The organism is Haladaptatus litoreus (assembly GCF_900156425.1).
GTDB classification, from domain to species: Archaea; Halobacteriota; Halobacteria; order Halobacteriales; family Haladaptataceae; genus Haladaptatus; species Haladaptatus litoreus.
Genome location: NZ_FTNO01000001.1, coordinates 315922 through 334825, shown reverse-complemented (window position 1 = coordinate 334825; position 18904 = coordinate 315922). Strand labels below are relative to the sequence as shown.

The 18904-nt window shown below is 60.0% G+C and carries 17 protein-coding genes; 5 read left to right on the top strand and 12 right to left on the bottom strand.

What is annotated here, in order from left to right; genetic code table 11:
• Positions 1–54: 54 nt before the first annotated feature.
• Entirely contained in the window at positions 55–1017 is a 963-nt protein-coding gene (locus tag BW974_RS01760; RefSeq protein ID WP_139328796.1) for a transcription initiation factor IIB, read from the bottom strand.
• A gap of 255 nt (positions 1018–1272) precedes the next feature.
• On the opposite strand from BW974_RS01760, the gene BW974_RS01755 reads away from it, so the two are divergent.
• Both BW974_RS01755 and yjjX read left to right on the top strand, forming a co-directional pair.
• Positions 1273–2022: a cobalamin-binding protein gene (locus BW974_RS01755; protein ID WP_076427441.1), complete on the top strand. Its 750-nt coding sequence runs from the start codon at positions 1273–1275 to the stop codon at positions 2020–2022.
• A gap of 35 nt (positions 2023–2057) precedes the next feature.
• Positions 2058–2597 (top strand): inosine/xanthosine triphosphatase, encoded by a 540-nt coding sequence (gene yjjX / locus BW974_RS01750; RefSeq protein ID WP_076427439.1) that lies wholly within the window; start codon positions 2058–2060, stop codon positions 2595–2597.
• A gap of 25 nt (positions 2598–2622) precedes the next feature.
• Here the strand turns inward: yjjX and BW974_RS01745 are convergent, their stop codons facing one another.
• Complete coding sequence (locus tag BW974_RS01745; protein WP_076427437.1) at positions 2623–4449, bottom strand: flippase-like domain-containing protein; 1827 nt, start codon at positions 4447–4449, stop codon at positions 2623–2625.
• 196 nt (positions 4450–4645) lie between these two features.
• Here BW974_RS01745 and BW974_RS01740 point away from each other — a divergent pair, with 196 nt between their 5' ends.
• Positions 4646–4885 carry a DUF7123 family protein gene (locus tag BW974_RS01740; protein WP_049971601.1) on the top strand — a complete coding sequence of 80 codons (240 nt, stop codon included), beginning with the start codon at positions 4646–4648 and terminating at the stop codon, positions 4883–4885.
• 290 nt (positions 4886–5175) lie between these two features.
• Here BW974_RS01740 and BW974_RS01735 read toward each other — a convergent pair whose 3' ends face one another.
• From BW974_RS01735 to pyk, 5 genes are all read right to left on the bottom strand, one after another.
• The gene (locus BW974_RS01735) at positions 5176–5790 is read right to left on the bottom strand and encodes a winged helix-turn-helix transcriptional regulator (protein ID WP_076427435.1); all 615 of its coding nucleotides are present in this window, start codon (positions 5788–5790) and stop codon (positions 5176–5178) included.
• 83 nt (positions 5791–5873) lie between these two features.
• Positions 5874–7031: an SPFH domain-containing protein gene (locus BW974_RS01730; RefSeq protein WP_076427433.1), complete on the bottom strand. Its 1158-nt coding sequence runs from the start codon at positions 7029–7031 to the stop codon at positions 5874–5876.
• A gap of 91 nt (positions 7032–7122) precedes the next feature.
• On the bottom strand, positions 7123–7656 hold the full coding sequence (locus BW974_RS01725; RefSeq protein ID WP_076427431.1) for an NfeD family protein: 534 nt from the start codon (positions 7654–7656) through the stop codon (positions 7123–7125).
• Positions 7657–7694: 38 nt separating this feature from the next.
• Complete coding sequence (locus BW974_RS01720) at positions 7695–7889, bottom strand: DUF7312 domain-containing protein (protein ID WP_076427429.1); 195 nt, start codon at positions 7887–7889, stop codon at positions 7695–7697.
• Between the two features lie 47 nt (positions 7890–7936).
• Positions 7937–9685 (bottom strand): pyruvate kinase, encoded by a 1749-nt coding sequence (gene pyk, locus BW974_RS01715; protein ID WP_076427427.1) that lies wholly within the window; start codon positions 9683–9685, stop codon positions 7937–7939.
• 115 nt (positions 9686–9800) lie between these two features.
• Here pyk and BW974_RS01710 point away from each other — a divergent pair, with 115 nt between their 5' ends.
• Entirely contained in the window at positions 9801–10085 is a 285-nt protein-coding gene (locus BW974_RS01710; RefSeq protein WP_076427425.1) for a GYD domain-containing protein, read from the top strand.
• Between the two features lie 54 nt (positions 10086–10139).
• On the opposite strand, the gene metG is transcribed toward BW974_RS01710, so the two are convergent.
• The gene (gene metG / locus BW974_RS01705; protein ID WP_076427424.1) at positions 10140–12218 is read right to left on the bottom strand and encodes a methionine--tRNA ligase; all 2079 of its coding nucleotides are present in this window, start codon (positions 12216–12218) and stop codon (positions 10140–10142) included.
• Positions 12219–12712: 494 nt separating this feature from the next.
• The gene (locus BW974_RS01700; RefSeq protein ID WP_076427422.1) at positions 12713–13291 is read right to left on the bottom strand and encodes a YqaA family protein; all 579 of its coding nucleotides are present in this window, start codon (positions 13289–13291) and stop codon (positions 12713–12715) included.
• Positions 13292–13400: 109 nt separating this feature from the next.
• Between BW974_RS01700 and BW974_RS01695 the strand changes: the two genes are divergently transcribed.
• Positions 13401–13937 (top strand): HVO_2922 family protein, encoded by a 537-nt coding sequence (locus BW974_RS01695; RefSeq protein ID WP_245799873.1) that lies wholly within the window; start codon positions 13401–13403, stop codon positions 13935–13937.
• Here BW974_RS01695 and mfnA read toward each other — a convergent pair whose 3' ends face one another.
• From mfnA to ppsA, 3 genes are all read right to left on the bottom strand, one after another.
• The gene (mfnA, locus tag BW974_RS01690; protein ID WP_076427420.1) at positions 13938–15008 is read right to left on the bottom strand and encodes a tyrosine decarboxylase MfnA; all 1071 of its coding nucleotides are present in this window, start codon (positions 15006–15008) and stop codon (positions 13938–13940) included.
• 59 nt (positions 15009–15067) lie between these two features.
• Positions 15068–16498: an extracellular solute-binding protein gene (locus BW974_RS01685; RefSeq protein WP_084186239.1), complete on the bottom strand. Its 1431-nt coding sequence runs from the start codon at positions 16496–16498 to the stop codon at positions 15068–15070.
• 102 nt (positions 16499–16600) lie between these two features.
• Positions 16601–18901 (bottom strand): pyruvate, water dikinase, encoded by a 2301-nt coding sequence (gene ppsA / locus BW974_RS01680; RefSeq protein ID WP_076427416.1) that lies wholly within the window; start codon positions 18899–18901, stop codon positions 16601–16603.
• Between the last annotated feature and the right edge of the window lie 3 nt (positions 18902–18904).

The following is an 18904-nucleotide window of genomic DNA, read 5'->3' as shown; positions in this document are numbered from 1 at the left end:
TGTGAACGTATCGGCGCACCGCAAAAACATCTTTTCAAACCGGTCTGGGAGAAATTACAGCGCGACGGTACCTTCTTCGGCTTCCAGCAGTTCGTGGTAGCGGTTGCGAATCGTGACTTCGCTGATGTCGGCGACTTCGCTCACTTCCGCCTGCGTCGTCTTCTCGTTGGTCAGGAGGGCGGCGGCGTACACCGCCGCGGCGGCGAGTCCGACGGGCGATTTACCGCTGTGGACGCCCTGTTCTTTCGCGTTCTTCAGGAGTTCGCGGGCGCGGTGCTCGGCCTCGTCCGAAAGGTCGAGTCCGGACGCGAACCGCGGGACGTAGCTTTCCGGGTCGGCGGGGCGAACTTCCAGTTTGAGTTCGCGCACGACGTAGCGGTAGGTTCGCGCGACTTCGCTTTTTTCGACTCGGCTCACGTCCGTAATTTCGTCCAGACTGCGCGGGACACCGGCCTGTCGCGCGGCGGCGTACACACAGGCCGTCGAGACGCCCTCGATGGAGCGGCCGGGGAGCAGGTCTTCGTTCAGCGCGCGGCGATAGATGACACTTGCCATCTCGCGGACGTTGTTTGGCAGACCGAGGGCGCTGGCCATACGGTCGATTTCGCCGAGCGCCTGTTTGAGATTGCGCTCTTTACTGTCGCGCGTGCGGAATCGCTCGTTCCACTTGCGCAGGCGTTGCATCTTCTCGCGTTGGCGGGAGCCAAGCGAGTTGCCGTAGGCGTCCTTGTTTCGCCAGTCGATGTTGGTCGAGAGGCCCTTGTCGTGCATCGTGTTCGTCGTCGGCGCGCCGACGCGGGATTTCTCGTTCTTTTCTTTGGCGTCGAACGCGCGCCATTCCGGCCCGCGGTCTACGTTGTCCTCGTCCACGACCAGTCCACAGTCTTCACAGAGGGTTTCGCCGTGGCCGGAATCGGCGACGAGTTTGCCGCCGCATTCGGGACAGCTCTGGCCTTCGTTTCGTTGCTCTTCTACTTCGGTTTCTTGGGTTCTCGTTCGGATTGACGTTTTTGGCATGTGAAACATCCCTCCGGGGGGAGGGAGCGTCGGCTACCGGGCAGGGAATAGCCTGAAAAACCCGGACGCCGCTACTCTTAACTCGTCGTTAGGACGAAACATACTTAAAGGATTCGTTTTGGGGCCATCAAGTGTTCGTGAAACAGTCACACACGCCGTGAAATAGCCGTCCGGCGTCAGACGATCGAAATATTTAAGCCCCCATTTCCATCGGGTAAGGGAACGTTTACTCCCGTTCGAATCGATACCAAACCAATGGCAGAAGACCGCATCGTCTCACTTGCGCCAAGTGCGACGGAAACGCTCCGTGAACTCGACGCGACGAATCGACTCGTCGGGGTAACGCACCATTGCCCGGTCGATACAACCACAGTCGGCGGGTGGTTGAACCCGGATTTCGACGCGGTCGAAGCGTGCGACCCCGACCTCGTCCTCACTGCCGACCCGTTACAGGTGGAAGTGCGCGACGAACTCCGTGACCGCGGGCACCGAGTCGTCCACGTCGAACCGCGGACACTCGGCGACGTGATAGAATCGTTCGCCACGCTCGGACGAGCAATTGGACGGCCACAGGAAGGGCACGACCTCGCGTGGCGCGCACGAAGTCGAGTCGAGCGCGTTCGGCGACTGGTCGCGGATTCTCCGCGACCAGTCGTCTACTGTGAGGAATGGTCTGACCCGCCGACTGCTGCCGGAAATTGGGTTCCCGATGCGGTTCGCGCCGCAGGCGGTCACTATCCATTTTCCGCGCCCGGCGAGCGTTCGACCGCGGTCGAACGCTCACAAATCGAGGACGCCGAACCGGAACACGTCTTTCTCCACGTCTGCGGCCATGGAGAACGGAGTGACCCGGAAGCCGTTTTGAACCGCGAATGGTCGATTCCGGCGATAGAAAACGAGGCGGTTCACGTGTTGGATGATTCACTATTGAACCAGCCGAGTCCGCGACTGATACAGGGAATCGAGGCGATGGCCGCTACGCTCCATCCGGGAGCAGTGAAGTAGAAAACGCCAAATCCGATGACCAGTAGTTAAAATATATGCGAGTCGGAGTCGGCAGTCGAAATCCGGTCAAAATTGCGGCGGTGGACGCCGTTTTCGATAGCCTCGATACTACTCCAGAACCAGTCGTTGTCGAATCGGTACCCGTCGAATCGGGCGTTTCGGAACAGCCGTTCGGCGAAGCGGAAACAGTTGCGGGTGCGGAAAACCGTGCCCGCCGTGCGCAAGGTGGCCAGCGCGACGATTCCGAATACGACCTCGGAATCGGATTGGAAGGCGGCGTTGCGGAAGTGCCCGATTCCGACGGTCTGTACCTCATCATGTGGGCAGCAGTGACCGACGGCGAAACGGTCGGACGGGGTGCAGGGCCGCGCCTGCAACTGCCAGATGCCGTCGCCCGCCGGATTCGGGACGATGAGGAACTCGGGCCAGTGATGGACGACCTGCTCGGTGAATCGAACGTGGCGAAAAAACAAGGCGCGGCAGGCGCACTCACGGCGGGAGTTATCGACCGACAGGAAGCGTTAGAACACGCGGTTGCCGGGGCACTCGCCCCGTTCGTCACGGATTTCTACTGACCGTCAAAAATAGAAATCGACCAGTTCAGTCGTCGAGCGAGGACGTGGGTTCGGATTCGACCGACATCTCGCTTCCTTCTTCGACGGCCTGCGTGAGCGAGACGTTGAGCGAGAACATCGACGCGACGCCGCCGATGAGCGTGACGATGTTCTTCACCGCGTGGTCGAGAATCGCCGCGCCGAGTGCAATCTGCCACGAGATTGGGGTCAGGCCAGCGACGAAGACGGTGAACGCCGCTTCGTACAGGCCGACACCGCCGGGCGAGAGTGGAAGCACTTTTGCGAGGTTGCCCACGCTCACCGCGAAGAAACCGACTGCGACCAGCATGATGGGGTCGAGCGAGACGCCGGGGAAGGCAATCAGCACGAGGATGGCCGTCAGCACGTCGAGTGACCAGATCGTCAGACTGCTCAGGCCGACGCGGACGAACGCCTTCTTGTCGCTCGCGACGGTCTGCACGTCGCCAGTGAATCGTTCGATGAGGCTCGCCACGTAGTCGGCGTAGGAGTCCGAACTGACTTTCGTGACGACTTCGCGGACGAAATTCCGGTCGGAGCGTGCGCTGGCGACGATGACGCCGACAGCAGCGATTGCGGCCCCACCGACGCCCGCCGCGACGAACACTGCTGTTCGTGCGGCCTCTCTCTGTTCCGCACCCGTAATCGCCTGCACGATATCCGCGGCCTGACCGCTGGCGGTCAGGCCGAGCAGCACCGTTCCGGCCAGCACGGTAATCGTGAGCAGGTCGAAGACACGTTCGACGGCCAACGACGCGAATCCCGACGGGTACGGAATCCCCCGGCGTGCCTTCATGACGTAAGCGCGCACGGCGTCACCAGCTCGGGCAGGGAACACGAGGTTCCCGGTCTGACTGATGAATATCGCTCCCGTGAGGAACTGCGTCGTCTCCGTGAAGCCGAGTTCTTCGAGGATGTCTTTGTATCGCGCACCGCGCAGTGGCCACGAAACGACGTAGATGAGTGCCGCAACCCCGACGAGGAGGGGATTCGCCTTGCTCATCTGCGTCAGCACGCTCTCCATCGGGAGATAGAGGCTCATCAGCGCGACGGCGACGACGGTCAGCAGAACCCCGACAGCCATCGACACGCGGCGGGTGATTCGCGGTTCGACGGAGAACTCCCACCAGCAGCGTCCGATTTGACTCCCCATGCCGAACACGTCGCGGACGAGGTCGACCTTCGTATCTCCTTTCGGCGTCCAATCGACCGAGAACTCCTTGATTTTGTAGCCTCTGCGCTGGGCGCGCACGAGTACCTCGGTGTCCCAGAACCAGTGTTTGTCCTCCACGTTCGACAGCACGTCGAACAGCGCCGTTCTGTCGAACGCCTTGAACCCACACTGATGGTCGCGCAGGTCGGAGCGCAGGAAGAGGCGCGTCAGGCCGTTGAATCCCCTGCTCGCGAAGTCGCGTTTCGCCGGGCGGTCGGCTACGTTTTCGGGCATCCACCGCGACCCGGTTGCGAAGTCGTAGTCGCCGGAGCGAACGCTTTCGACCAGTTCTTCCAGATGTGACATATCCGTCGCCAAATCAGTGTCGAAGTAGACCAGCGTCTCCCCGTGTGCGGCCTCGAATGCGTGATTCAGTGCGCCCCCGCGCCCCAGTCGTTCGTCGCTGTGGAAGTGACGAACTCGACTATCCTGTTCTGCCATCCTGTCTGCGATTTCCGGCGTCCGGTCGTCACAGCCGTCTTCTGCGACGATGACCTCGAAGCTATCGGAGGGTAAAAACGATGCAAGCGTGTCGAGGGTCGTCTCGACGGTGTTCTCTATGGTCGCCTCCTCGTTGTACGCTGGAAGGACGACACTCACCTCTACGGAACCACCGCTCATTATTCACTCAGGTCATCCTCTCGCCGTAAGTAGCTTCTGGGCCACGGTTGTCACGAAATGGCCCGTTAACCAACCGTACCAACCCACCCCACGGGGGCAGTTATATTCACCATAAACAGCACCGAAACCACAAGAGGGCGTGGCGTTAACTACTCGTACCAAACCCACTAAGGTCGTCTCCGTCCTCTCCGTAGATATGAGCACTACCACTGCCGGCACGACGACCCTCACCGACAAACAACAGCGCATTCTTCGCTACCTCCGCGAGAACGGCGAGACGAAGACGTATTTCAAATCCCGACTCATCGGAAGCGAACTCGGACTCACCGCGAAGGAAGTCGGAACGAACATGACCGCCATCGCGGACGGCGATTTCGACGTGGAAGTCGAGAAGTGGGGCTACTCCTCCTCGACGACGTGGAAGGTTAGCGCCTAAATTCGGGCAAGTTCGTCGCAGTGGGCTGTCGAACGCGTCGTCGCAGTCAGCGCTCGATCGCGTCGTTCCAGTCGTTTCGCCGTGTTTCGTTTTCGCTGATTTCTGGCAACGTTCGATTTTGGATAATCCGCAGTGGCAATACTGACAAGTAGCGAAGAGCAATGGGATATTTCTCCTGTCGGATAATCATAAAGTGGAACCGGAACCGACATCCGCGTTTACCGATTGCACCAATCGAGCCATTCGAGCGGTTTCAAGAGGCCGAGAAAATCAGCGGAATAGAAGAAATCTCAGGGGTCGAACGAAATCAGTTCCGCCGCCTCGCCTGCGAACTGCTCCGCGTTCGCGTCGAACGAATCGGCGTAGCGAACGAGCAGGGTGATGAGCGTCTCGGGATGCCGAGCGGCGTAGCCATCCTCGCGGGAAAGCAGTCCTTTTTCGTCTAAATCCGCGGCGTATTTGCTCACGGTCGGTCGGGAAACGTCGAGCGCGCTCGCGAGGTCGCTTCCGGTCGCGTCCGGATTTCGAAGCAGTTCGATGAGCATCCCGCGCGGCGTCTCCCGACGGAGATAGCTAAGGGCGACCTGTTCGAACGCGGAAAACTGCCCGGCGGGGAAAAATCGCCGATAATCGCCGTCTCGGTGACTCTCGACGACGCTAGCCTCCACGAGTTGTCTGAGGTGGTGTTGTGTCTCGCCGGTTCCGAGTTGCAGGTCGTCGCGTACCTTCGAAAAGTGAGCGCCCGGCGTGGTGGTGACGTATCCGGCAATCGCATCCCGGGCCTCGCTTCGCTCGCCCGTGCGGTCTGTGTCTGCGAATTTCGCCAGCGGCGTGGCTGCCCCCATAACCGCAAACCGGCGGAGGGTGGCACGTTTATTTTCATCCACGTTACCGGGTTCAACCATCTACACACTCGTAGGCGAGGGGGACGTAAAATAGCTTCGCTTGATAGACAGTTACAAACGAGAAAACGAGAACGGAGGGAGGGTTATTCGACTTCGGTTTCCATCTCGGTTTCGACTTCCTCATCCATCTCGGAGTCCATCTCCTCGATGACTTCGTCGGCGCTTTTGATTTGGGCTTTGTCCTCGCCCTCTTTGATGGCCTGCGCTTCCTTCTCCATCGCTTCCACGTCCATCTCGGCTTCCTCGTCTATTTGGCCGAGGATTTCGTCGATGTCGTCCAGTCCGAGCAGTTCGCGGGTTTCCTCGTCGAAGTCGAGGCTGTTCAACTGCTGGTTGTCCGCTTTCACGTCGCTTCCGGTCAGGTGCTTGCCGTACCGGCCGACCAGCGACGAGAGTTCCTGTGGCAGCACGAACGTCGTGGATTCGCCCTGTCCGATGCTTTCGAGCGTTTCCATTCCCTTCTCGATGACGGCGCGTTCGCCCATGGATTCGGCGGATTTCGCTCGGAGGACGGTCGAAACTGCGTCACCCTGCGCTTCGAGAATCTGGCTCTGTTTTTCACCTTGTGCGCGGATGATGTTGGATTGTTTCTCACCTTCTGCCGTTTCGACGGCACTGCGGCGCTCACCTTGTGCTTCGAGAATCATCGCACGGCGGCGGCGCTCTGCGGAGGTCTGCTGTTCCATCGCCTGCTGAACGTCCTTGGATGGGTTGACCTCACGGACTTCGACGCTTTCGACGCGAATCCCCCACTCGTCGGTGGGTTCGTCCAGTTCGCGGCGGATTTTCGCGTTGATTTCTTGGCGCTTGTTGAGCGTGTCGTCGAGTTCCATGTCACCGAGGACGGCGCGAAGCGTCGTCTGGGCGAGGTTCGAGACGGCGCGTTTGTAATCCTCGACTTCGAGGAACGCCTTCTTCGCGTTCATCACCTTGATGTAGACGACGGCGTCCGCGGTCACGGGCGAGTTGTCGCGCGTGATGGCTTCCTGTCGCGGCACGTCGAGCGTCTGTGTCCGCATATCGAAGCGGTACGTTTTGCTGACGAACGGCGGTACGAAGTTGATACCCGGTTCGAGGAGTTTCCGGTACTCACCGAAGACGGTCAGTGCGCGCTTCTCGGTCGCTTGCACGATTTCGACCGCCGACCAGACTGTGACGATGGCGAGAACCAGAAACAGCAGTGCAACTATCGTTATGAGTCCGCCAGCGGCGACGGATTGTAGAGGTACTAGGGGCAGCATACGTCCGAATGTTGGGATAGCTACCTGTTAAGTATTTTGCTACTTTGTACGTTGAGAATTAATGAGAAAATATCCGGCGAGAGAAGAAGTCTCAGAGTTCTTCCGTCTCTTTCTCGCGTTTCGAGCGTTCTCTAGCCAGCTCGCGGTCGATACTGTCTTCGATGTGGCCGAGCGGTTCGACGGTGACGACGTTGCCGCCACCGGGGTCGATGACCATCACTTCCGTCCCTTCCGGAATTTCGCCGTCCATCGACCGCGCGGCGTAGTGTGGATTGAATCCGCCACCGGACAGTTTCACCTGTCCTTCGGAGGGAGTGACGCGCTCCGTAACACGTCCGGTCGTTCCTTTAAGAGAGTCTGAATCTTTCGTCCGTCCGGTTCCTTTGCCACCGTACAGGTCGAGTTCGCGGTAGGCGTACAGCGATAGACCACCGAACGCGAGGACGAGGAAGGCCAACACGAACGGCGTCGCTAGCGGCGGGAATGCGAGCGCCGCAAGTCCTGCGAGTAGGAGCGCGACGCCGAGGACGATGAAATGCGCTCCGGGGATGAGCGCCTCCGCGAGCGCGAGCCCCGCACCCGCGAGGACGAGCAAAAGCGGGAGCGAATCGAGGGGCGATGCCATGATTGGGGGTTGGTGTCGAACGATTAAGGGTTTGTGGGTTACGCCAGTCCGGTCAGTCGAAGGAACACGAACACCATCGTGAGCGCACCGAGGACGACGAACAGAATGTTTTCCGCCGAGGGAGTTCCCGGTTCGAGGGGTTCGTCCATGGGATACATCTGTGAAGCGTCCTCGTCACCGTTTTCGTCATCGTCCTCCCCAACATCCTCCACATCGAACTTCCAGTCGGACATACGCCGTGATACGAGGCGGTCGGACAAAAGGCTGGCTACGGGACGGACTACGACCGGTCGTGTGACCGAACGTCACCGTGGTAGACGACGCCACGTTCCGCGTCGATGGTCACTTCGTCGCCGCTTTCGACTTCCGGGCCGAGCGGTGCGCCGCTCACCATCGGAATGTCGAGTTCGCGGGCGACCAGTGCCGGATAGCCGGTCATCCCCGGTCGAGCATCGACGATACCGGCGAGATTCGACGTATCTCCTGTGAACTCGCCGTCGAACTCCGGTTCGAGGACGAGTATCGTCCCCTCCGGAACGTCGGCGAGGTCGCCGGTCGAACTGCGGATAATCGGCCCCGCGACCTGTCCGCGAACGACGCCGCGACCGGTTGCGATGGTTTCCGCGGCGACGTGGACTTTGAGCATGTTGGCCGTGTCGGAGCCTTCGAGTTCGCTCATCATGCCGGAGAGGACGACCACGGTGTCACCGCTCTTCGCAACGTCCGCGTCGAGTGCGGCCTGCACGCCGTCCTCGATGATGGTTTCGGCGCTGGGACCGAGATTCGTGTATTGGGCGTTGACGCCCCACGAGAGCGCGAGTTTTCGCCGGACGCGGTCGTTCGGCGTGGTCGCCACGACGGGAACGCCGGGGCGGAACTTCGCCACCTTCAGCGCGGTGTAGCCGGATTCGCTGGCCGCGACCACGGCACTCGCACCAATGTCGCGAGCGAGATACCGCGCGGAACGGGCGATGGCGTCGGTTCTGGTATCGTCGCCTGTCGGAACGCGCTGTTCGAGCGTTTCGTCGTACTCCTCGCTCTCTTCGACTTCGCGGACGATGCTGTCCATCGTTTCGACTACACGAACCGGATGGTCGCCAATTGCCGTTTCGCCCGAAAGCATGACGGCGTCCGTTCCGTCGAGAACCGCGTTCGCCACGTCGGAGGCCTCCGCTCGCGTCGGCCTGCGCGAGTGAACCATCGAATCAAGCATTTCGGTGGCAGTGATGACGGGGACGCCTGCCCGCTGGCAGGTTCGGATGATGCGCTTTTGAATCATCGGTACGTCCTCCATCGGACATTCGACGCCGAGGTCGCCGCGGGCGACCATCACGCCGTAAGCCGCGTCCACGATTTCTTCCAAGTTTTCGACCGCGCCTCTACGTTCGATTTTCGCGATAATCGGGATGTCTGCCCCGTTGTCTTCGAGTACTTTGCTGACCTCGAACACGTCGTCGGCGTCCCGGACGAAACTCGCCGCGACGAAATCGACGTTCGCTTCCGCGGCCAGTTGGAGGTCGCTGCGGTCTTTTTCGGTGACGACATCCAAATCGAGTTCGACGCCGGGGACGTTGACGCCTTTTCGACTGCTAAGTTCGCCGCCGCTTTCGACGTATGCCACGACCGCGTCGTCTTCGACTTCCTCCACAGTCGTTTCGATTCGGCCGTCATCCAAGAGAACCGAGTCGCCGGGTTCGGCATTCGTGATGGCGACCGACAGGCCGACCTCCTCCGGTGTCGCGTCGTTGCCCTCTACGAACCGTACTGTCGAGTCGGTTTCGAGCATGATTGGCTCTTCGACTTCGGCGGTTCGAATTTCCGGACCCTGAAGGTCGAGCATCGCCGCGAGGGGGTTTTCGGTCGCCTCGTCAACCCGCCGAACCGTGTCGATGATGTCCGCTCGGTCGTCACGCGACCCGTGGCTTGCGTTGACCCGAGCGACCGTCATTCCAGCGTCTGCAAGTTCCCGAACCGAACTCTGCGAATCCGAGGCAGGCCCAAGAGTGCAGACGATTTTCGCATTTCTCATACGCCACGATTGGTCGGTGCCTGCCAAAAAACCCCGCAGTTACCGCGGCGGAGAGTCACGATTGGGGGATACCTAGCCATAATCGCTATTTATGTCGCATTCAAAACGGGAAAATATGTCCAAATACGCATCACTGGTCACTATCGAACAGAACTATCAGAACGTACAGGAACTCGCGTCCATCTGGGGAGACATCCGAAACGAACTGGAAACCCACGAGGCGACGTTGGAAGAAACCTACGCCATCCTCGGCGAATACGATTTCCTTCTCGTCATCGACGCCGAGGATAGGGATTCAGCGTATCAGGCCTCACTGTGCATCGAACGCTACGGACTCGACATGCAGACGATGGAAATCATTCCGATGGACGAGTTCGCAAATCTCGTGAACGATTTATAAGAATCAGCTACGAATAGCCGCGAAAATCGGTGGTTCCTACCGATTTTCACACGACTACTTGATTTTCGTTCCCGGTTCCGCGTCTTCGTGCGTCGTCAGTAGGTCTGCTTCTTCGCCTGCCGCGAGCACCATCCCGTTGCTCTCGACGCCGAACAGTTCGGCTTTTTCGAGGTTAGCCACCACGACGATTTTCTTCCCTTCGAGGTCGTCCACGTCGTGAAGCTGTTTCAATCCTGCAACGATTTGGCGCGTCTCACTGCCGATATTGACTTCCAGTCGCAGGAGTGCATCCGCACCCTCGATTGGCTCCGCGGATTCGATGCGCCCGACGCGCAGGTCGAGATTCTGGAACTCGTCGAAACTGATTCGGTCGTTCGAAGTCGATTCGTCTTCCGTCGTGGATTCGTCGTCGGTCATGTCTTCGTCGTCTTCCGCATCGTCGTTCGCCGCGTCGATACTCGCTTGCAGTTTCTCGTTCAGTTCCTCGACACGCTCGTCCTCGATTTTCCCAAACAGTTCGTCAGGTTCGCCGAAGTTGCCATGCGGCGCGGCGAGTGCGTCCTCGATTGTCGTTTCGTGAACGGAACCGTCTTCGTCCAACTGCGACCAGAGAGCTTCGGCCTTGCCGGGCAGGAGCGGTGCGTAGAGCACCGCGAGTGCCTTCGACAACTGAACACAGTCGTAGATGACCTGTTCCGCTTTTTCCGGGTCGTCGTCGGTCAGCTTCCACGGTTCGTTGCGCTGGATGTACTCGTTGCCGAACGCGGCGAGCGAAGTCGCGGCGTCGCCGAGCTTTTTCAGCGAGTAGTCGTTGAGAGCTTCGCCGAAGTCGTCGATGGCCGACTCGATACGGTGACGGACTTCGTCGCTGGCTTCTGCGTCCGGCGCGCCGTCGTAGTTCCGCGCGGCGAACAGCAGGCTTCGGTAGACGAAGTTGCCGAACGTGCCGACGAGTTCGCCGTTGACGCGCTCTTGGAACTGCTCCCACGAGAAGTTCACGTCGCGCTCGAATCCGCCGGTCGTGCTGAGGTAGTACCGCAGGAGGTCGGGGTCGAACCCTTCGTCCAGATAGTCGTCGGCCCAAACGGCGCGATTTCGGCTGGTCGAGAAGCCCTTGTCGTTCAGGTTGACGAAGCCACTGGCCATGACGGCGCGGGGTTCGTTGTACCCGACAGCGTGGAGCATCGCGGGCCAGAAGACGGTGTGATGCTGGATGATGTCGCGGCCGATGATGTGGATGATTTCCCCATTCTCCTTCCACACTTCCTCCCAGTCGTAGGTGTCGTCTCCGACGCGCTCGGTGTACTGCTTGGTCGAGGAGACGTACTCGATTGGGGCGTCCACCCAGACGTAGAGGACGAGGTCGTCGCTCCCGTCGTCGTCTTCGTCTCCGGGATAGTCGATTCCCCAATCCATATCGCGGGAGATACACCAGTCTTGGAGTTCGCCCTCAATCCACTCGCGGGGCTGATTCTGCGCGTTGCTCGTCCCTTCGAGGCGGTCGATGAACCCTTGCAGGTACTCTTGAAGCTCCGAGACGCGGAAGAACTTGTGCGTCCGCTCGCGGTACTCCGCCGGATTGCCGGTCAGGGTGCTCGTCGGGTCTTCGATTTCGCCGGGTTCGAGGTGCCGACCACAGCCCTCGTCGCACTCATCACCGCGGGCGTGTTCGCCACAGTAGGGACAGGTTCCTTCGACGTAGCGGTCGGGGAGCGGGGTTTCTTCCGCTGGGTCCCACGCGACCTTGATGTCCTTTTCGTAGATGTAGCCGCCTTCGTCCAGTTCGCGGACGATTTGGCGGGTGAGTTCGGTGTTCGTCTCGTCGTCGGTGTGGCCGTAGTTGTCGAACTCGATATTGAACTTCGGGAACGTCTCCTCGTACTTCTCGTGGTGGCGAAGCGCGAACTCGCGTGGCGAGACGCCTTCTTTCTCGGCGTTGACGGCGACGGGGGTTCCGTGCATGTCCGACCCGGAAACGAAGGCCGTCTGCTGGCCGAGTTGTTTCAGCGCGCGCGACAGCACGTCGCCGCTGACGTAGGTTCGCAGGTGGCCGATGTGCAAGTCCCCGTTCGCGTAGGGAAGCCCGCAGGTCACCACCGCGGGATTGTCCGTCGGATAGTCGTCGTGGCTCATACTCTCATCTCCTTTGCTGCGGGTGTAAAACCCGCCGGTTTCGGTATTTCGTCATGGCTATTTCGTGCGATTGCTTCGCGGAACGACGCAGTGGCTCCGGAGCGGTACTCGAACTGTCAGGTTTCACCTCCGAAAAACCGACCCCAGAAGGATTCACCCGACGCTATGGCAGGGTTCGCATAGAGGGGGCGTCGGCGGGGGTCGTCCGTCGCATGGTAGTTCATTGGTTCGTGACAGTATATAAACCTACGGCTGTGGAGGGTTCTAGAGGTGAAAGAGGGACTACTCTGTGAGTGTAGTTCGGTTCTTCTTTTTCCTTCCTGGTCAATATCGACAGAGAAGTCACGACTACACATTCCGTCCGAACCAGCAGGCGGGCGCGTGCGGCGCACGCGCCCGCCAAGTGTTAGTCGTGTCCTACGAATACTTGCCTTCCAAGTACCGTATGAAATCGCGTGCAAGAGTCATGAATCGACGACTTCACTCATGCGACATCAGAACGGAATGTTCAACGCAATAACTCCAGCACCCAGTCCGATTGTCACCAACAACCGCCCGACGCTTCCGACAAACGATGCGGCAGCGAACTTCGCGTAATCTTCCTCCAGAATCGAGAAGGCGTAAATCGAAATCGTATCGGGAAAAAACGGGACACAGAGGGCCATCGCCAAGCCGAGATACCCCCATTTCCGTGCGAGTTCGACGGTTTTTTTCTCCGACCACTCCACGATGTCGATTTTCGACCGACGGAGCGCCTTGATGACCGGACCGGACTGCTTTGCTTCCTGCCCGATGTGGAAGGCGAAAACGCTCCCCGCGGCCTTTCCGAGGCCGCTAACCAGAACGATGAGCGAAAGCTGTCCAACCCGTCCCAGTCCGAGGTCGAGGGGTGCGAGGAGGACGACCTCGCTCGGAAGCGGGAGGATAAACGAGATGAGAAAGGAGTAGACGGCGATGATGACGAGTCCCGCCCATCCGGTGGCGTGTTCGACGGCACTCTCCAACCAACCGAATGACACGAGAACGACACCACTGGATAGTAAATCGGCGAACGAAGCGATACTCCCTAACACACGACATAGTCGGTAACCGACCGATGTAAACTTTAACATCGGAGAACCTGTCTGCGCAAATTACTATTGGCAAACAGACTCATACGGAATCGGAACGAAAGAGGGGAACGTGCAATCGGACAGAGAGTATCGCGTCGGTATCCATCCGAACCTCCGAGTTCGGGCAGAGTACACCACTGATTACTCCGCGGTCACGCTCACCGTGGAGTACCGACGCGACGGGGATTGGGAGGAATCGAACGGAACCATAGAACGCCGCGGACACGGGTTTACAATCACGCGGGACGGCGAACCACTGCTGGAACAGGACGTTTCGGCCGAACTGCTCGAACGCTACGGGAAGACCGTCTCGAAGGTCGTGGGTCGTCTCACAGGACAAACCCCATCCGAAACCGCACAATCCGAATCGTGGCCCGTCACGGCTACGCAAGAGGACGGTTCGGTCGTGGAAGCCCTTCGGCCACCCACGCAGGCATCGTTCGAACTGTACGAAGACCACGCCGAAGAGTGGCGCTGGCGACTCGTTCACCGAAATGGAAACATCATCGCAGATAGCGGCGAGGGCTACTCCTCGAAACAGGCCGCAAGAAAAGGAATCACGAGCATCAAACGGAACGCGCTCGGCGCGCCAGTGGAAGAGAATTAGTTACAGCGATTCGAGGTCGGCCGCGAACGACTCCAACATCGACCGAGTGACGTGGGGCATACAGACGATTCTGAGTTCGCCCGACCCAGTCGGTGAGACGCGCCAACCCAGCGATTGGAGCTCTTCGACCGTCTTCCGCGGAACGTCCGCCGCGACCAGCGGAAGAACGGGGTCAACAACGTCGTAGCCACAGGCCTCGAACCGCTCGGCAATCCATTCGGCGTTGGCTTGCGAGCGCTCGTACTGCTCGCGGTAGCCTGCGGGCCAGAGTTCGTCCATCGCGGCCCACGCACTTGCCACACCTGCGCCGCTTCGAGTTCCCGTGAGGGTCGCCTGCGAGGTCGATTCGAGATACGGCGTCTCGACGGCCAGTGCGTCCAACACGCGCTTTTCACGCGCCAAGAATCCACCTGCCGGAACCGCCGCCTGCCCCATTTTGTGTGGGTCGATACCCATCGTATCCACTTCGGCGTGGTCGAAGTTCCACTCGTAGTCCGTAAACGGAAGCACGAATCCACCCCACGCCGCGTCCACGTGAAGCAGTGCCCCCGCGTCGTGGGCGATTTCCGACAACGTTGGAATCGGGTCAACGCGGCCGTACTCGGTGGTTCCTGCGATTCCGACCACCAACACGGTATCGTCATCGACCAGTTCGGCCACCGCATCCGGCTCTGCTCGACGATTCGCATCGACTTCCGCGAGTCGCAGTTCGACGCCGAGCACGTCCGCCGCCTTCTGAAAACTGAAATGCGCGCTTTCGGGTGCGACGATGTTCGGCGAGTCCGTTCTCGCCCCCGACTCCGCTTCCGCGAGATTCCGCGCTGCCCGAACCGCCTGAATGTTAGCCTCGGTGCCGCCGCTGGCGATGTAGCCGTGAGGATTTTCCAGTCCAGTCATCTCACCCAGTATCCCGACCGCTTCGTCTTCCAGCGCGGACACAGTCGGATACGTCGTCGGGTCACCCGGATTCGACGCCAAAAATCGTTCCGCGGCGTCGCGGGCCGCCGGATGCGGTTCAGTACACATCGAAGAAAGAACCCGGCGGAATGATTGGGGCGCGGCCACCTGCATACCCGAAAATTCGGCGCGTCGGGTTTATTGGTTCCGTTCTCGGTTGCAAACGTTGTACGCTACAGCCTGTTGTACTGTTCTATCTCCTCCAACTGTGACTGGAGCTCCTGCATCGCCGCGTCCGGTGCCATCTCTCCGGAGTAGGAGGTATGAACCAGTTCCGCGGTCTTGGTCGATTCCTGTGCCCACGCGACGGTGACCGGCCGTGGCATCGCGTTCTCTCCTGCTCTTCGAAGCGTCTCGACGTGAGAACCCATAATCGGTATCTGTTTCGCCGCCTGCGATTCGAGGACGGAAACCTCCGGCGGAAGCAAGCCAATTTCCTCGAATAACATCAACTGAATCCGGTCGTCGGTCATGGCTTCGAGTACCTGAATCGCGGCGTCTATCTTCGCGGAGTTTGGGTTGATGGCCATGTGCCACCCCCCGAGTGCGGAGGTCGAACCGCCGACGCCGTAGGTGGATTGTTTTTCGGTATGCGCGTACGGAATCGGCATCACGCCCAACCGGTCCCCGAGCGCGCTTTCAGCACCTGCGCTGTTGATGGCGTAGGGCCAGTTTCGATGCATCACCGCGTCACCCGCGCCGAACGGCCCGAAGGAGGTGTCCTCGTTCCACTGGAGAACGCCGGTCGGGGCTATCGACCCCGCGTAGCCGTCGAGTGCGAACGGGTCGTCCTGCCCGCGAAGGAAGGTTCGAATCATCCGAATAGAGTTCACGACGGCGGGGTCTGCGATGGTCACAGGTCGTTCGCCAATCGGGCCGAAGAGGTACTTTCGCCCACCGAAATACGCCCCGCCCCACGTCGAGATGAACTCGTTGAAATCACAGCAGGGCAGGCCCTCGTAGAGACTGGCCTGAAACGTGAATCCGTACGGAACACCGGATTGCTCCATCGCATCCTTCGTCGCCCGGGAGAACTTCTCCCACGTGATGGAGTTTTCCGCCCAGTTCTCACCCTCCGGATCGTATCCGGCCTGCTCGACCAAATCTTTGCGATACAGCATCATCCCGAAGTCCGGATACAGCGGCACCGCGTACAAATTTCCGTCGGGACCAGTTGCCGTCGAAACACTCGCCTCGAAGTAACCGTTTTTTACCCGGTTGCGGACCGATTCGGACAGATGTTGATCGAGCGCGAGCAGTTGGTCGCGGACGACGAAGTTCAGCGTCCACCCGCTGTCAGTGAGCATCATATCCGGTTCCGAGAGGTTCCCGGACAGCCACCGAGTGTACTGCTCTTCGCGGATGTCGGTTTCCTCGGTTCCCGCGATGATGTCGATGCTGATGTTTCGCGGAAGTCCGGCCTCCCACAGCAACTGTTGGAGCGTTCCCGACACCGACGCCAAATCAGCGTCGGCACCCCACTGGACGGAGATTGGTGTGTTTTGTGCGCTGGCGGACTGGCCGATTATCGCCCCGCCACCTATCGCCCCTGTCGTTTTCAGAAAATCACGCCGAGAAACACGTCTAATCGTCTCGTTTTGCATCCCCATTCCCCCAGATAGCAGAGGCTACGGATGCGCTTAAACTGAAAGGTAGAGTATGAAGTTTCGTTCCGAAACGGTAGGGGAGGAACGAAAGAGAACCGATTAGCGAACCGAATCGAGCATCAACTTCTGCTCGACGCGTTTCACTTCGTGTTGTACGTCGCGTACCGCGTCGATGTTGGCCGAGATGGACGAGACACCGCGGTTGACGAGGAAGCGAACCATCTCCGGTTTCGACCCGGCTTGTCCGCAGATGCTGGTGTTGATGTCGTGGTCACGACAGCAGTCGATGGTTTGCCCGATGAGTTCGAGGACGGCGGGGTGGAGTTCGTCGAACCGCCCGGCAACGTTCTCGTTGTTGCGGTCAACCGCCAGCGTGTACTGGGTGAGGTCGTTCGTCCCGAAACTGGCGAAGTCGATACCCGCCTCGGCCATATCGTCTATTTGGAGCGCGCTGGCGGGCGTCTCAATCATCACACCCCACGTGCGCTTGTCGGGGTCGATTCCGGATTCCGCGATGAGGCGCCGGGCGCGAAGCACGTCCTCCGCGTCGTTGACGAGGGGAAGCATGAGTTCGACGTTGTCGTAGCCCATCTCGTACAGTTCGCGGAAGGCGTCGAGTTCGTGCTGGAACACGTCCGGCTTGTCGAGACTGCGGCGGATGCCGCGCCAGCCGAGCATCGGGTTGTGTTCGTCCGGTTCGTGCTCGCCACCTTGCAGTTGGCGGAACTCGTCCGTCGGCGCGTCGAGGGTTCGAACGCGGACTGGACGCGGGTAGAACTCTTCTGCAACGCCGCGGATTCCCTCCACGATTTCCTCGACGTAGGCATCGACGCCGTGGTCTTCGATGTACTTCGCGGGCGTCTTGTTGGTCGAGAGAATCATGTGCTCCATTCGGAGCAGGCCGACGCCGTCGGCACCGGTCGCGGCGGCGCGTTCTGCGGCCTCCGGAATGGACACGTTCACCTTGACCTCCGTCGCAGTCATCGGTTTGACGGGCGTCTTCGGGCGGGCGTCCTCGATTGGTTCGCGCTCCTGTCCCTGTTCTTTCTCGGGTTTGCCCTCGCGGACGGTTCCCTTGTCGCCGTCCAACGTGATGACTTGGCCGTCTTCGAGCGTGTCCGTCGCGTTGCTGGAACCGACGACTGCGGGGACGCCGAGTTCGCGTGAAACGATGGCGGCGTGGCTGGTCATACCGCCTTCGTCCGTGATGATGCCCGCGGCGCGTTTCATCGCGGGCACCATGTCCGGGGTCGTCATCTCCGTGACGATGATGTCGCCCTCGCCCACCTTGTCCAGTTGGTCGAGTTTCGTCACGGTTTGTGCCGGGCCGCTGGCAATACCGGGACTCGCGCCCAGTCCATTCACGAGGACTTCCTGACTGCCGCCTTTCTCGGTCTGCACCGCACCGCTTCCGTCGGCGACGCCTTCGTTCACTTCGGCTTCGATAGACCCGTTGTCGCTAATCGTCGTGATTGGCCGCGATTGGAGCATGAACACGTCGTCGCCGACCATCGCCCACTCCACGTCCTGCGGGGTTCCGTAGTGGTCTTCGACCTCTTCGCCGAGTTCCACGAGGCGATTGATGTCGGCTTCGGAGAGCACACGCGCGTTCCGCTTGTCGTCCGGAACCTTGCGTTCGACCGTCTCGCCGGTTTTCGCGTCCTTCGTGTGCATCATCTTCTTGTCGGCGATGGTGATGTCTTCCGTCGTGTTGGAAGCGCGGTCAACGACGTAGTTGTCCGGGGAAACCGACCCCGAGACGACCGCCTCGCCGAGTCCCCACGCCGCCTCGATGATGATTTTCTTGTCGCCGGTCGAAGGGTGGCTGGTGAACATGACGCCGCTCTTTTCTGCGTCCACCATGCGCTGGATGACAACCGCGATGTCCACGATTTCGTGGTCGAAGCCCTTCTCCTGCCGGTAGTAAATCGCCCGCTGGGTGAACAGCGACGCCCAACACTGTTTCACGCGTTCGATGAGGTCTTCGCGGGTGATGTTGAGGAACGTTTCCTGTTGCCCCGCGAACGAAGCGTCGGGGAGGTCTTCCGCCGTCGCGGAAGACCGAACCGCGACGAACGCTTTGCCGTCGTCTAGATTGTCATATGCGTCGAGGATTCCCTGTCGCATCTCTTCGGGAATCTCGGTGCCGAGAATGAGTTCTTCCGCGCGCGCCTCGGCGTCCGCCAGTGCCGCAGAATCTTCAGTGTCAACGTCTACAGCCTCGAACAACTCCTCCGCGATGCCGGTTTCCTCGATGAACTCCCGGTAGGTTCCGGCAGTCACGACGAATCCCGGTGGGACGGGGAGGTCCGCCCCGGTGAGTTCACCGAGTGACGCACCTTTGCCACCCACCAGTTCGAGGTCGTTTGCGCTGATTTCGTCCAGCCAGAGTACAACCATTGC